This window comes from Aquirufa sp. A-Brett2-15D, from assembly GCF_054558735.1.
The window spans coordinates 382,958-397,912 of sequence record NZ_JBSKFT010000001.1 but is presented as its reverse complement, the minus strand read 5'-3'; the positions used below and the strand labels follow the sequence as shown (position 1 = coordinate 397,912).

Sequence of the window (14,955 nt, the reverse complement as noted above, 5' to 3'; positions counted from 1 at the left end):
AGTATTAAGTCCGAAGGATTCATATCTTTACTCTATAATCTCTAATCTGCTTTATTCTTTGTGCTTTATGCTCTATTCTTTATAATGAAACCCCTCTCCTCCAAAACATAAAATCATCTTGCCCCAGATCCATCGCTTTCGTATTAATTTCTCCAGAGGCTAATTGAATAATGTATTCCAATACTTCCTCTCCCATTTGTTCTACCGTTTTTTCTCCTGAAATAATAGGACCACAATCGATATCAATGATTTCCGGAAGTTTCATTGCCAGTTTCGTATTAGTTGATAATTTAACCATTGGGCTGATGGGGTTTCCAGTAGGAGTTCCTAATCCTGTCGTAAAAAGTTGAATAGTGGCACCAGCTCCTGCCATACCAGTAGTGGCTAATACATCATTTCCTGGAGTACAAACTAAATTCAAGCCTTTCTTAGTAACGTATTGACCATAGCCCAAAACATCCTCTATAGGTGACGAGCCTGCTTTTTTAGCAGCCCCTGCTGATTTTATGGCATCTGTAATTAAACCATCTTTGATATTCCCTGGGGAAGGATTCATATCAAATCCTGCTCCTACTAAAGCTGCTCTTCTAGCATATTCGCGCATTAAAAAGCCAAAATTATCCGCGATTTCTTTTGTTACGGCCCTATTTTGTAATTCTTGCTCTACACCGCATAATTCAGGGAATTCAGCAATCATAACTGTTCCACCTAATCCAACTAATAAATCTGCTGTATGTCCAATAGCTGGATTAGCTGATATACCAGAGAATCCATCTGATCCACCACATTTAACGCCTAAACGCAAAGCAGATAAGGGTGCAGGTTGACGAGTTTGTTGATTTATTTCAACTAAACCTTTGAATGTTTGAAGAATGACCTCATTAAGCATATTCTCTACCCCACTTCCATTATCTTGCTGTTGTTCAAAGATGTATAATGGCTTAGAGAAGTTTGGATCTTTTTCCTTCAATTTCTCTTTAAATACGTCAATTTGAGAATGCTGACATCCTAAACTTAATACTGTTATGCCTCCCACATTTGGATTTAGACAATAACCTGCAAGTAAAGAGCATAAACTTAAGGAATCATCTTTGTTTTCTCCGCAGCCACTTTCGTGTGTTAGAAACTTAATGCCGTCTACGTTAGGGAATTGTGATGATTTGTGAACTAGAATGGATGCTGTGGATTCTGTATCAATGGCTAAAGGTTTACCCTGAGCTAATTGAGCACCTAATTGTTGTACTTTTTGGGTAAAGGGGTCCTTTTTTTGGAATCCCAAACCATTTAAGAAGGCATTCTTTAATAATTCTATATTTCTATTCTCACAGAATACTAAGGGAATAACTAACCAATAGTTTTGGGTTCCCATTTGACCATCTGCCCGGTGGTAGCCGTTAAAAGTTCTATTTTTAAATTTACTGACGTCTGGAGCAGTCCAATGATATTCTTGTTGTTTACCTTGAAAATCTGTTGAAGCATGGTGAAGATTAAACGTGTGAATCAATCCTCCTTTTAGGATGTCTTGACTCGCTAATCCTACTAACACACCATACATAAATCCCTTGCCATCCTTTGGTATGGCTTCCGTCGTGAATTTGTGTTTAGCAGCTATATCATCCTGTAAGGTAATTTGATCTCCATTGTGGTTAATAACTGTTCCCTTAGGTAGATCTTGAAGGGCTACTAGTAAATTATCAGTCGGATTAATTTGTAAGAAAGTTTGACTCATTTTGATAGGCTAAATATATTTTTTGCTAGTACCCATTTTACACCTTCTGGAGTTCCAGGTATGATTTTTTGATATTTTGACATGAGATTCTCCCAAACTTGAACTTTAGGATTATTGGCATCCATATCCTCTTTTTGGGCAAAACTAAATGAATCGTTCGCTAAAATTTCCATACAAAGTCGATCCTCAAATCGAAATAAGTTCATTGTTTCAATGCCAGAGGAAAGTATACTTTTTTGAATCTCTTCAGGAATTGATTCATGTATCTTTTCATACTCCTTAATCAAATCAGGATCTTCCTGCAAGTCCAGAAATAAGATAAATCGTTGCATTAGTCTTTAATTTCAAATCCTTTGTAGGCATAAAAAATAATGTAGATAAAGCATAGTAAAGGAATGCTTAAAGCTGCGACTGTACTTATTTTAAATAATGAAGCAGTAAGTGGAGGAATAACAGCACCTCCTACGATGGACATGATTAGTAAGGAAGAGGCTAATTTAGAACCATCGCCTAATCCTTTACATGATAAAGCGAAAATAGTAGGGAACATGATAGATTGAAAGAAATAAACGGCAATTAAAGCAGTTAAAGCAGCCAGACCTCCTCCAAACATTGCAATGATAACTGATATGACAGAACCAATGGCATAGATACCTAAAACTTTATTGGAAGCTATTTTATTCATCAAATACGTTCCTAAAAAGCGGCCCAACAAGAATAAAATGAAGGCAAAAGAAGCGTGATAACTGGCTATTTGAGTTGGACTCATCGTATCACTTAGTTGATATATTTTTTCAACTATCCACAGGTTATCATTTGTAGCTAAGTCTAATTTTAGATCTACAAAATTTCCCCAAAGAGATACTTGCGCACCTAAGTTTAAAAATTGTGCAATGATTCCTAAAACTAAATGTCTTCTTTTTAATAATGACCCGATGGTGACTTTGGAGGTAGATTCACTAGAAGATTTAAGCTCTGGCATTTTAGTAAATACAAATAATAAGGCTACCAAAGCTACCACCACTCCAATGATCAAATAGGGCATTTGTACGGAGGTCGCTTGACTAGCGCGAATAGCTTCCGCCTCTACTGCAGGTAACGCTTGAATCATCTCACGTGAATATTCTTTTTCTGAGAAGATAAATAAACCTCCAATGATGGGCCCTAAAATAATACTCATACCATTGAAGGATTGAGCTAAATTAAGGCGAAAATCACCTTTCTCCGGGTCACCTAAAACGGTGACATATAAATTAGCAGCTGTTTCTAAGAAGGCAATTCCTGACGCAATTAAAAATAGCGCTGCTAAGAAGAAACTATATACTCTAACTTCAGCAGCTGGATAAAAAAGAAAAGCGCCTGCAGCATACAGTATTAAACCCACCATTATTCCAGCCTTATACCCCATTTTCTTCATGACATAACCAGCTGGTAGCGCCATCGCGAAATAGCCAAAATAAAAGGCCGTTTCCACGATATTGGCTTGCCATCTTTGTAAGTCTAATGCGGTTTGAAATTGCTTAACGAGGGTTCCGTTTAAACTATTAGCCAGTCCCCATAAAAAAAATAAGCTCGTGACTAAAATAAATGGAATAGTATAAGAACTTGTTTCCGAACTTTTGATGGTTGTTTTCTGGTCGTTTAGAGGTAATGCCATGTTGAATTATTTTATATAAAAGTCAAAACACTCCTTAATTTACCGCCTTTTATTTAATTTTATTGCAAACCAAATTAACATAATGAAAAATAATCTTGCCTTCGTTCTCTTATTACTTAGTCTAAGTATTTCCGCACAGATAAAGTCTCCCGAAGAATTTTTGGGCTATCCTATCGGTACAAAATTTACCTACCACCATCAAATCATATCTTATAGTCGCTATTTAGCTTCACAAAGTAATGGATTAGCTACGTGGCAAGTATATGGTCAAACTAGTGAGGGGCGTGAACAAGGTCAAATGATTATAGCTAACCTACCAGTAGGTGTAAGCCTAGAACAAGTTCAAACAAATCATCAAAAAAGAATTCAAGGAGGAAAAGTGGATCCTTCTTTACCTGTCATTATTAATTTATCCTTTAATGTACACGGAAATGAAGCAGCTGGAAGTGAGGCGGCCCTAAATACGCTTTTTCAATTGATTTCTAAGCCTACTAAATCCATCCATTATGTGATTCTGATTGATCCATGTATTAATCCAGATGGCCGCGATGCCTATGTGACGCAATATAATCGACGTAATTTTATCGTAGGAGGTAATGCAGATCCAAACGATCAAGAGCACTACGAAGGAATCACCTCCGGGCGTTATAATCACTTTTCTTTTGACTTAAACCGTGATTGGGTTTGGCAAACTCAAAAAGAGACTCAGCAACGACTAAAATTTTATCGTTCATGGATGCCCATGATGCATGCGGATTTTCACGAGCAAAGTTTCCAACATTCGTATTATTTTCCTCCGGCGGCTAAACCTTATTTGAATTTTATTGCAAAGTCAACTAAAGATTTACAAGAGAGTGTAGGACGCTCATTTTCGAAGCTATTTGATGATAATAAATGGCCTTATTTCACCTCAGAGGTATATGATTTATTATATCCAGGTTATGGAGATACCTACCCTGTTTTGAATGGAGCCCTAGGGATGACGTTAGAGCAAGGAGGAATTAGAGGGGGATTAATTTCTGCCAAAAGCGACGGTGATACTATTTCTCTCGTGGATCGAGTGAAGCATCATACGGCTTTGGCCCTTAACTTAGTTGAATGGTCTTTAGCGAATTCAGACGCTTTGAAGGCGTCTTTTTACGGCGTTCACGATAAGTCTAGGACAATGCCTACGAATAAATTTGCTTATTATTTTGTGCCGGAAACAGAGCTAGAGAAGGGTCAAGAATTTATCCAATTATTAAAGAGAAATAATATTGAATTTCAATTAAATATGGGAGTAAGCAAATCTATTCAAGTCTATGATTATGCTGCCATGAAACAGGTTCCTATTTCAACTGATTTAGTGGGGTTACTAATTCCAGCTAAACAGGCTTCAGCTCCGCTAATACAAGCTTTATTAGATCCTACCATTGTTTTAGAAGATTCCATGACGTATGACATAACAGCCTGGAATATATTTCAATTGAATGGATTAAAAGCTTATGGCGTTAATGAAAACATATTTTCAGTCAGTAAAAATTACGAGGGAGAGAAGCTATTACCTATTGACACAACAAAGCATTTGGTCTATGTGGTAAAACCAAGTAATTCTTCTTTAACCCAAAAAGTAATTACAGAAGCTATACAAAGAGGCGCTTTAATTTCTTTTTCAGATGCTCAATCTGGTTCAGATGCTCAATCCGGTGAATTAATCATTTCATTCGCTAAAGTAAATGACGCAGATCGCCTTGTATTTTTACGAAACATGAAAGGACTTACTATTGGTTTTACTATACTTGACTCCTACCGGTCTAAAACGAGCTACGATCTAGGCTCTCCCCACTATAAACCTATTTTTATACCTAAAATTGCCGTAGTAGTTGATCTAGTAAATGATGTGAATCAACAAGGTGAATTAGCCTATTTCTTAACAGTGAAATATGGTTTTAAACCCTCTTTCATTCCATCGACTCAACTGTTTAAAGCTAATCTATTTAATTATACCCACCTTATTTTTACCGATGGAAAACATACTCCATTGTCTAATGCGAATTCGATTTTATTACAAGACTGGGTTAAAAAAGGAGGTAAATTGATTTTATTCGAAGGAGCTCGTAAAATTTTGGATGACAAAGATTTAGTGGTGAAAGAGGATACCACTAAACATACCTCTACTTATGCGATGCGCGAAAGGGCAGAATTATCTAATACGACTTCAGGGAATATGTTGCAAGTTGAAGTAGAGAAGACCCATCCTTTGGCCTTCAGAATCGACGAATCATCGATGTATATCTTAAATCAAATAAGCGATTTTGTAAAGCTACCTAAGGATTATACTCCTATTTTAAAAACATCGTCTAAACCGACTATTATGGGTTTTGTAGGGGCAAACAAAAAGGCTCAATTAGCAAATTCACTCCTGTTAGGGGTAAAAGAAGTGGATAAAGGAAAAATCATCTGGTTTGGTTTTAACCCCTTATTCCGCGCGATTCCTAATCAAGGTCAAATCCTATTTGAAAACTGTTTCTTATACTCTGAATTCTAATGAAGAAATCCATCCTATTCTTTTTGCTTTTAAGTTTTTCTGTTTTCGCACAAAAGATTAAACCCGTCTACCCTATTCCATCAGCTAAACAATTAGCTTGGTCTAAATTAGAATATTATGGATTTATCCATTTTAACATGAATACGTTCACGAATGTGGAATGGGGTGAAGGTAAAGAAAGTCCATCATCGTTTAACCCAAGCGCATTGGATTGTAATCAGTGGGCTAGAATTGCTAAAAAGGCGGGTATGAAAGGATTGATTTTGACAGCAAAGCACCACGATGGTTTTGCGCTATACCCTTCTAAATACACATCGCATTCCGTGGCAAAATCGCCTTGGAAAAATGGTAAAGGGGATGTGGTGAAGGAATTATCTGATGCATGTAAAAAATATGGTATTAAGCTGGGCATCTATTTATCCCCTTGGGATCGTTTTCATCCTGCTTATGGAACGGACGAGTATAATCAGGTGTATGCCAAAATGCAGGAGGAATTACTTACCAAATACGGTCCTATCTTCGAGTTTTGGTACGATGGAGCAAACGGTGAAGGACCTAATGGTAAGAAACAAGTGTATGATTGGGCACTATTCCATTCCATGGTGAATAAATACCAGCCCAATGCAGTTCAATTCTCAGATGCTGGTCCAGATATTCGTTGGGTAGGTAATGAAAGGGGTTATGGATATGATACGATGTGGAGCCCTATTCTACGAGATAAGATCTATCCGGGATGTCCGGATTTTGACAATTATAGAAATGGACAGGAAAACGGAACACATTGGGTTTCTCCAGAAGTAGATGTATCCATTCGTCCAGGTTGGTATTACCATCCTGAGCAAGATTCAAAAGTAAAAACACCTGATTCGCTTTTGAAGATATACGCTGCTTCTGTGGGTCGTAACGCGAATCTTTTATTGAATATTCCGGTAGATACACGTGGATTGATTCACGAGAATGATTCGGCTTCGCTAATGGGCTTTGCAGCTATTCGTGAAAAATCTCTAGTGAATCTTTTAAAGCTAAATGCGAATGATCCATTATTTGATGGAAAAAGTTCGACTTTTTGGAAGGCCTCAGAAAAGAATAATTTAATTCAAGTTGAATTGAAGACCCCTCAAAATGTTAACACTATCATGCTCCAAGAACCGATTGCACTTGGACAGCGCGTAGGAAGTTTTGAATTAGAGCTAGTAGATGAGACCGGTACTAAAGAATTGATGAAAGCGGGGACTATAGGTCATAAACGAATGATTACGTTTAAAGAGCGGAAACTTAAAAGCTTCCAAATTAGATTTACGTCTTCCAGAGGAACCGTATTAATATCTAATGTGGAAGCTTATCGGTTTATTTCAACACGTAACGAACCGCTTTTCCAGTAAAGGTAAAGCCACTTGCCGTTTGAGTACTGTAAACTGAATATTTTACGTCTATAAGTGCAGATGCTCCTAATTCTTTGGCTTTTTCTACCATTTGAGTTAGGATTTCCTGCTTTTTATCCTGGTGATTACCCCGATAAAGCATTTTACCATTTTGAGTCTGCTTTTCATCTAAGGGTACTTCTCCAGACATTTTGATGGTTTCAATGTCTTCATAGCTTTGTTTCGGATGATCATTAAAATACACTACATCAATATCGTATTTTACTGGTATTTCAAAACCTAAGCCATCGTGGCGCTCTACACCCCCATTTTTAAAATCATTCGAATAATACGAAGTAGGCTTAACGTGCTTAGAACAACTAACAACTCCTACTAAAAGAAGAAGCTTACATGCTTTCTGAATCATAGATTAATACTTTATCCCAAAGGTGGGCACAATTTTTAATGAATTCTAAATGAATTGGTGCAGTTTGGTAATAATCATGACCTTTTTCCTCTTCAAATGTAGTTAATAAGCAATAATCGTAAGATCGATCGATTACTGGACGATCCGTATTCGCCGGTTTTCCCACGCTAAAAACATCAACTGTTTCTACGTCCGCTAAAGATTGAACTCCTGCTTCGAATAAAGCAATATCTTCTTTGCTTAAACCTTTTTTTAACCAAAAATTGACAATGTGTACAAACATATATTATTTATTTAATCCTTCTTGTGAACTAATTTGAGCTAATTTTTTACCTAATTCTTCTGATGCACTAGCTAATGGCATACGCACCTGAGCACTAAACAATCCCTGGTTCTCTAATAACTTTTTTACTCCTACCGGATTTCCCTCTTCATACAAATAAGGATCAATCGTTAAGAATTTCCCCAATTCTTTAGACGCTGCTTTAAAGTCTCCAGCCAGAGCCAGGTGAATCATAGAGGTGAATTGATGAGGGAATGCATTGGCAATCACTGACATCACACCTACTCCACCTATGGAAATAATGGGTACTGCTTGCACATCATCCCCAGAGATTAATAAAAAGTCTGTTGGTTTATGATAGGCAATTTCCATGCACTGCTCAATAATGCAAGATGCTTCTTTAATACCAATGATATTTTTATGTTCAGCTAATTTTAATACCGTTTGAGCTGACATATTTATTCCGGTTCTTCCTGGAATATTATACATAATTACAGGAACTGGGCAGACATCTGCAATTGCTTCATAATGCGCAATTACACCTCTAGCACTCGGTTTATTATAATAAGGACAAACGGATAAAATGGCATCAATTCCTTCAAATGAAGTGCTTTTGATCTGATTTATAAGAGATTCTGTATTATTTCCTCCTAATCCGTAAACGATCGGTAATTTTTTTGAGTTAGCTTCTTGAATAGTAGCTACGATTTGCTTCTTCTCATCCGATGTTGTCGTTGCAGACTCTCCAGTTGTTCCTTGAACAACTAAATAATCGACACCACCATCACTCACGTGTTGTATAAGTTTCTTTAAGCCATTCCAATTAATAGAACGTTCATCGTTCATGGGAGTAACTAAAGCGGGGGCAACGCCGTGAAATTTAGGTAATGATTGCATAATTTAAGAAAGGAGTGCTATAAACTCGTCCTCAGAAATAATTGGTATGGATAATGAACTGGCTTTTTCAAGTTTTGCAGGTCCCATATTAGAGCCGGCAACTAAGTAATCTAATTTGGCAGAAATACTAGAAACGACTTTCCCGCCGTTAGCAATGATTTTAGCCTTTAACTCATCTCGTTCGAAATGTTCAAATACACCCGAAATTACAAAACTTTTACCTTCTAAAGCCGATGTTTCTAAAACAATTTCGCTTATCTCTTCTGAAAATTGAACCCCAGCGCTTTTTAAACGATCGATAATTAACTGATTTTCTGTTTTTGAAAAATAGTCAAGAATGCTTATAGCAATCCTTTCCCCTATTTCAGGGATAGCCACTAATTCTTCTAAATTAGCTTTTACAAGATTATCTACTGAATGAAAATGTACTACAAGTTTTTCCGCAATGGTCGCTCCTACATGTCTAATTCCTAGTCCGAATAATACTTGACGGAAAGGGATTTCTTTCGATTTTTCTACACTAAAAAGAATGTTTTGAATTGATTTTGTTTGAAATCCTTCTAGGCCTGTAAAATTCTCTGGAAGTAAATCATATATATCTGCCACATTTCTGACAATTCCTTTTTCAAATAATAGATCAACTGTTTCTGTACCTAAGTTTTCTATATTCAATGCCTTACGTGCAATAAAATGCTCTATTTTACCTTTTATTTGCGGCGGACAACCGGTGTCATTAGGACAATAATGATTTGCTTCGCCTTCAGAGCGTATTAATTCGGTAGCACAGGATGGGCATTGATCTGGAAATACAAATGCATCCCCCTCTTTTCTAGCTGATAAATCAACACCGGTAATTTTAGGAATAATTTCACCCCCCTTTTCAATAAAAACAGTATCCCCTTCTCGCAGGTCTAGTCGTTCCATTTCATTGGCATTATGAATGGAAGCGCGCTTGATAACAGTTCCAGCTAGGTAAACAGGTTCTAAATTAGCTACAGGAGTAACGTTTCCTGTTCTTCCTACCTGATACGAAATAGTTGAAATTTTAGTGCGCGCTATTTCAGATGGATATTTGAACGCAATAGCCCAGCGAGGAGATTTGGCCGTATAACCTAAACGTTCTTGTTGCCCAAAATCATTGACTTTTATAACAATCCCATCCGTATTCAAGGGTAATTCGTTTCTTTTATCAGCCCAATCTTCAATATAGGTCATTACATCCTTTATCGTAGCACAAACGCGATAAGTAGGAGAAACACTAAATCCGACGGATTTCAAATGTTCTAATGCCTCCGAATGACTGTTAAATGGATTTTCATTGCCTAAATAAGCATAGATAAAACATTCCATTTCTCTTCTTGCTACTTCAGCAGAATCTTGCATTTTAAAGGTGCCTGAAGCTGCGTTTCGAGGATTAGCTAATGCTTGATCACCTTTGGCAATCTTCTCTGAATTAATTCGATCAAAGGACGTAATGGGCATATATCCTTCTCCTCTTATTTCGTATGTGGATGGCAAAAGGGCAGAATTTACACGAATAGGGAGGCTTTTAATAGTCTTAACATTGGCAGTTATGTCATCTCCCCTAGAGCCATCACCTCTGGTTACCCCCTTTTGTAGTACGCCATTCGTATACCAAAAGGACAAGGCCACCCCATCAAATTTTAACTCACAAACATATTCAAACGACTCCCCTTCTAAACCTTTATTTACCCTTTCATCAAAATCCCGTAAATCACTTTCATTATACGTATTCCCTAAGGACAACATCGGAAATTGATGCGTAACTGATTTGAATACTTTTGTAATAGTACCACCTACTTTTTGAGTAGGACTATCAGAACGAGCAAAAAGGGGATTTTCCTGCTCTAATTTGATTAATTCAGCTAGCAACAGATCGAATTCTTGATCCGAAATGATGCTTTCACTATTCTGATAATACGACTCATTGTAAAGATTAATCTTCTCAATAAGTTCATTCATCTGCTGATTAATATCCATAATCGAAATTAAAACTTAATTCATTTGGAATCAAGCAAGAAACAAGGTTTAGGAATATTTTATACCTTTGTGACATGAAAAATTTGATTATCGCCCCATCGGTTTTAGCATGTAATTTTTTGAACATAGGTTCAGAAGTCCAAATGTTAAATGAATCATCTGCCGATTGGATTCACATAGACGTGATGGATGGTGTTTTTGTTCCTAATATTTCATTCGGATTTCCTGTCCTAGAAGCAATAAATAAAGTAGCTACTAAGGTTTTAGATGTTCATTTAATGATTGAGAAGCCTGAGCAGTATATTGCTACCTTTGCGCAAGCAGGAGCTAAAGTAATTACTGTTCATTTTGAGGCTTGTCCACACATTCACCGTACGATTCAACAAATAAAAGATGCTGGTTGCTTAGCTGGTGTGGCAATTAATCCTGGCACGCCCGTAAGTGTTTATCGCGAATTTATTGCTGATTTAGATTTAGCCTTATTAATGTCAGTTAATCCGGGTTTTGGAGGTCAAAAATTTATACCTAACGCTATCGAAAAAACAAAACGTTTAACTGAGATGGCTTCTGAAGCGGGTAATACGAAGTTGAAAATTGAAATAGATGGTGGTGTTACCATGGCAAATGCGAAGGCCTTATATCAGGCTGGAGCTAATGTATTAGTCGCAGGTAGTTTTGTATTTGCTTCTTCAGACCCTAAAGCCACCATTGCCGAACTATTATCTGTAGCGAATTAATTCAATGGGTATAAGAATCTGCCTCTTGTTGATTTTTTTATCCTTTTCTAATTTCGCTCAAAAAGTTAAATGGGCTTCTCAAGTAATTTCTGTTTCTAGTGAATATAAGGATGCTTTATTAGGTAAAGAATTCAGAGCTTTACATGCCCTTGGACGACCATCTAAATACCCTAAGATGTCTATTACACCGAGTGCTTGGCAAAGTATGACGCCTGATAGTCCGGAGGGTGAATATCTACTAGTAGGATTTGATACAACTATGAGCGTAAAGCAAATAGCCATATTTGAAAATTACGGAGCCGGAAGTATTACCTCTGTAGAGGGTTTGGATCAAAATAATAAAATTTACCCACTAAAAACATTTTCTCCAGGTTATCCAACATCTAGCTCACAGGTTACTAGCATTCGCCTACCCGTAAAAACATCTTTTAAATTAAAAGGTTTAAAAATCTCCTTTAATTCCTTGCGAGTTAAAGGTTTTTCCCAAATCGATGCTATCGGTATTTCAGACGGGGATGAATCAATTGAATCTTCTTTAAAACTAACATCCGATGCGAACGCTTACCTAGCGAGAGAGAATCTAGGAAACGCCATAAACTCAAAATTCAATGAAATTTGTCCTGTGGTTAGTCCTGATGGCCAAAAACTCTACTTTACTCGTTGGAAGCATCCTGATAACCTAGGTACTAATAAAAATCAGGATATTTGGGTTTCTAATTGGCTGCCAGATAGAACATGGTCTAAAGCGACTCTTTTCCCAGCACCCATCAATAATGAAGAGAATAATGCCGTATGTGGTATCACACCTACTGGTAAAACATTATTATTAAATAATATTTATGGGAAAGATGGTACGATGGAAAAAGGCGTATCCTTTTCATTTCTTTTAAGGACTGGGGAATGGAGTTTTCCCAAAGCCTTGAAAATTGTCAACTTTAGAAATAAATCAGAATTTTCAGAATACACCTTAGCTCCTAACGGTAAGGTGCTATTGATGACCACTGAAACCAAGGATTCCTATGGTGGAAAAGATATTTATGTATCTTTTCTAAACACAGATGATACCTGGTCGGAGCCTAAAAATATTGGACCTGCGGTCAATACGGGTGAAGCTGAATCTACACCTTTCATAGCACCAGATGGAATTACTATGTATTTTTCGTCTAGTGGCCATGTGGGGTATGGAAATAATGATATCTTTTTATCTCGCCGCTTAGATGATACATGGCAAAATTGGACATTACCAGAAAACTTGGGACCTATAGTAAATACACCGCAGTGGGATGGTTATTTTTCCGTTTCTGCAAAAGGTGATTACGCCTATTTTAGTTCAACGGAAAATTCAGTAGGTGCAGAAGATATTTTTCGAATTAAGATTCCTGAGAAGGCGAAACCTCTCACTCTAATTCAAATGACAGGCCAAGTAATTAATCAAAAAACAAAGGAACAAATGTCTGCTCGCATTTTGATTAAGTCAAAATCAAATCCCCTCGATACACTTTCCATCGATTACGATCCCTATATAGGTGATTATAGCTTTATGTGGCCTGCCAAAAAGCCTTTTAGTGTTCAGATAAAAAAATCTAGTTATTTTTCTAAGATTGAGAATTTTGATTTTATAACCTCTACTAACTTCACTCTTATTAATCGAAATTTCTTTCTTCAAACAGTCGAAAAAAGCAAGGCCTATGCTCTGTCTAATGTAAGTTTCGATCAAGGTAAAGCAGATTTAAAGCCTGGTTTCGAAGCTGAATTAGAAAAAGTGGTTTTGATCCTTGCAGAAAACGACCAATATAAATTACTCTTAGAAGGGCACACAGATAATCAAGGGGATTGGAATGATAATTTGAAACTATCTTTAGAGCGGATAGAGAATGTGAAGGCCTATTTAATTTCAAAAGGGGTAGATCCTATTCGTATTCAAACTAAAGGATGGGGCGGTTCTAAACCTTTGGCAAATAATTTATTAGAAGAAACTCGAAGAAATAACAGGCGGGTGGAATTTACGCTCATCCCAATTGAATAAAAAAAAGAGGGAATCTCTCCCCTCCTTTCTCAAACTCAACCTTAAAATTATAATAGAACGATTAAACTCTTGATGATCGACGTTAATCGAACAGCATCTAAAATACGAGCTTCTGTAGCTCCGTGATTTTTTACAGACTGTTCATGTGAAGTTACACACATTTCACAACCGTTTATAGCCGATACAGTTAAGCTAGCTAATTCAAAGAACTCTTTTCCTAATACAGGATTCATCATGATCGACATACGTATGCCGGCAGGAGCTGTATTATAATATTCCTTATCTACGAAGTGCTTAAAACGGTAGAAGATATTATTCGCGTTAAGTAGCGAAACCAAAGCATGGATTTCATTGATTTCTGCTTCAGTAGCTTCTTTAGTAAGCGCTAATTCAGTTAAAGAATCAATGGTTCTAGTATGCTTTTGATTAACTGAAACAGCTAAAGCTAATAACAAAGCCTCCTTTTCTGTTAATGTTTGAGCGCGCAACGCATTCGAAACATTTATTTTTAGATCTTTTATATAGCGGTGATCCGCAGCATCTAATTTATCTAAAAGGGCAAACGATTCTGTAGCAGGGATATTTATCTCTGCTAATAAGTTGTCTTTAGTCTCACTCATGATTGTTGATTTTAAAAGCCCCAGGTTTAACTGGGGCTAAAGAATAATTATAATGTAGCGTCGCCTTTTTTCCAATTACATGGGCAAAGCTCATCTGTTTGTAAAGCGTCTAATACACGTAAAACCTCGTCTACATTACGTCCTACTGAAAGATCATTTGCGCATACCCAACGAACGATACCTTCTTGATCAGCGATATAAGTAACACGGTAAGCCACTTTTTCACCTTCTAATAAGATACCTAAGTCTTCAGCTAAGCTTTTAGACGTATCAGCTAACATCGGGAATTTCAAACCACGTAAATCGTCGTGATCTCTTCTCCACGCTGCGTGAACGAATTCTGAATCCGTACTAGCCCCGATTAAAACTGCATCACGATCAGAAAAATCAGTAGCGCGACGATTGAATTCTGCAATTTCTGTAGGGCAAACAAAAGTAAAATCTTTTGGCCACCAGAACATAACTAACCATTTGCCGTCTTTCTTGTGATCCTCTGAAGTAATTGTAGCAAATTCTTTTCCTTGCTCTAAAGAAACAACTGCTGTTTTTGAAAATGTGGGAAATTGACTTCCTAATCCTAACATGTGATTTGCCATTTTATTTGTTTATTTATATTTCTTTTTAATAGTGATACAAAGATCATACGATTAATGTTATTAGTCAAATCTATATTATCTATATTTGTATAGC

Annotated in this window: 13 protein-coding genes; 4 read left to right on the top strand and 9 right to left on the bottom strand. The window is 36.8% G+C overall.

The genetic code is table 11. The features are described from left to right. Positions 1-79: 79 nt before the first annotated feature. The 3 genes from ACST14_RS01815 to fucP are packed head-to-tail and all read right to left on the bottom strand — an operon-like array spanning position 80 to position 3,386. Entirely contained in the window at positions 80-1,729 is a 1,650-nt protein-coding gene (locus ACST14_RS01815) for a UxaA family hydrolase (RefSeq protein ID WP_459459968.1), read from the bottom strand. After that, complete coding sequence (locus tag ACST14_RS01810; protein ID WP_459459966.1) at positions 1,726-2,061, bottom strand: L-rhamnose mutarotase; 336 nt, start codon at positions 2,059-2,061, stop codon at positions 1,726-1,728. Before ACST14_RS01810 ends, ACST14_RS01815 begins: the two co-directional genes overlap by 4 nt. After that, complete coding sequence (gene fucP, locus ACST14_RS01805; RefSeq protein ID WP_459459964.1) at positions 2,061-3,386, bottom strand: L-fucose:H+ symporter permease; 1,326 nt, start codon at positions 3,384-3,386, stop codon at positions 2,061-2,063. The genes ACST14_RS01810 and fucP overlap by 1 nt, the downstream gene beginning before the upstream one ends. 82 nt (positions 3,387-3,468) lie before the next feature. Here fucP and ACST14_RS01800 point away from each other — a divergent pair, with 82 nt between their 5' ends. Both ACST14_RS01800 and ACST14_RS01795 read left to right on the top strand, forming a co-directional pair. Then, positions 3,469-5,913, top strand: coding sequence for a M14 family zinc carboxypeptidase (locus ACST14_RS01800; RefSeq protein ID WP_459459962.1), 2,445 nt, complete (start codon positions 3,469-3,471; stop codon positions 5,911-5,913). Then, positions 5,913-7,295 carry an alpha-L-fucosidase gene (locus tag ACST14_RS01795; protein WP_459459960.1) on the top strand — a complete coding sequence of 461 codons (1,383 nt, stop codon included), beginning with the start codon at positions 5,913-5,915 and terminating at the stop codon, positions 7,293-7,295. The genes ACST14_RS01800 and ACST14_RS01795 overlap by 1 nt, the downstream gene beginning before the upstream one ends. On the opposite strand, the gene ACST14_RS01790 is transcribed toward ACST14_RS01795, so the two are convergent. The 4 genes from ACST14_RS01790 to ligA are packed head-to-tail and all read right to left on the bottom strand — an operon-like array spanning position 7,261 to position 10,882. Continuing rightward, a complete protein-coding gene (locus ACST14_RS01790; protein ID WP_459459958.1) occupies positions 7,261-7,701 on the bottom strand; it encodes a heavy metal-binding domain-containing protein in 441 nt (146 codons plus the stop codon). The two genes, ACST14_RS01795 and ACST14_RS01790, sit on opposite strands and share 35 nt — an antisense overlap. Continuing rightward, on the bottom strand, positions 7,682-7,984 hold the full coding sequence (locus ACST14_RS01785; protein ID WP_459459956.1) for a Dabb family protein: 303 nt from the start codon (positions 7,982-7,984) through the stop codon (positions 7,682-7,684). Before ACST14_RS01785 ends, ACST14_RS01790 begins: the two co-directional genes overlap by 20 nt. Positions 7,985-7,987: 3 nt before the next feature. Next, complete coding sequence (gene dapA / locus ACST14_RS01780) at positions 7,988-8,881, bottom strand: 4-hydroxy-tetrahydrodipicolinate synthase (protein ID WP_459459954.1); 894 nt, start codon at positions 8,879-8,881, stop codon at positions 7,988-7,990. A 3-nt stretch (positions 8,882-8,884) separates the two neighbouring features. Next, entirely contained in the window at positions 8,885-10,882 is a 1,998-nt protein-coding gene (ligA, locus tag ACST14_RS01775; RefSeq protein WP_459459952.1) for an NAD-dependent DNA ligase LigA, read from the bottom strand. Between the two features lie 74 nt (positions 10,883-10,956). Between ligA and rpe the strand changes: the two genes are divergently transcribed. Together rpe and ACST14_RS01765 are read left to right on the top strand one after the other, a co-directional pair. Continuing rightward, positions 10,957-11,619, top strand: coding sequence for a ribulose-phosphate 3-epimerase (gene rpe / locus ACST14_RS01770; RefSeq protein WP_459459950.1), 663 nt, complete (start codon positions 10,957-10,959; stop codon positions 11,617-11,619). Positions 11,620-11,623: 4 nt separating this feature from the next. Further along, positions 11,624-13,645, top strand: coding sequence for an OmpA family protein (locus ACST14_RS01765; RefSeq protein WP_459459948.1), 2,022 nt, complete (start codon positions 11,624-11,626; stop codon positions 13,643-13,645). A gap of 47 nt (positions 13,646-13,692) precedes the next feature. Here the strand turns inward: ACST14_RS01765 and ACST14_RS01760 are convergent, their stop codons facing one another. Both ACST14_RS01760 and ACST14_RS01755 read right to left on the bottom strand, forming a co-directional pair. Next, entirely contained in the window at positions 13,693-14,265 is a 573-nt protein-coding gene (locus ACST14_RS01760; protein WP_459459946.1) for a carboxymuconolactone decarboxylase family protein, read from the bottom strand. A gap of 47 nt (positions 14,266-14,312) precedes the next feature. Then, positions 14,313-14,861, bottom strand: coding sequence for a peroxiredoxin (locus ACST14_RS01755; protein ID WP_459459944.1), 549 nt, complete (start codon positions 14,859-14,861; stop codon positions 14,313-14,315). Positions 14,862-14,955: the final 94 nt, after the last annotated feature.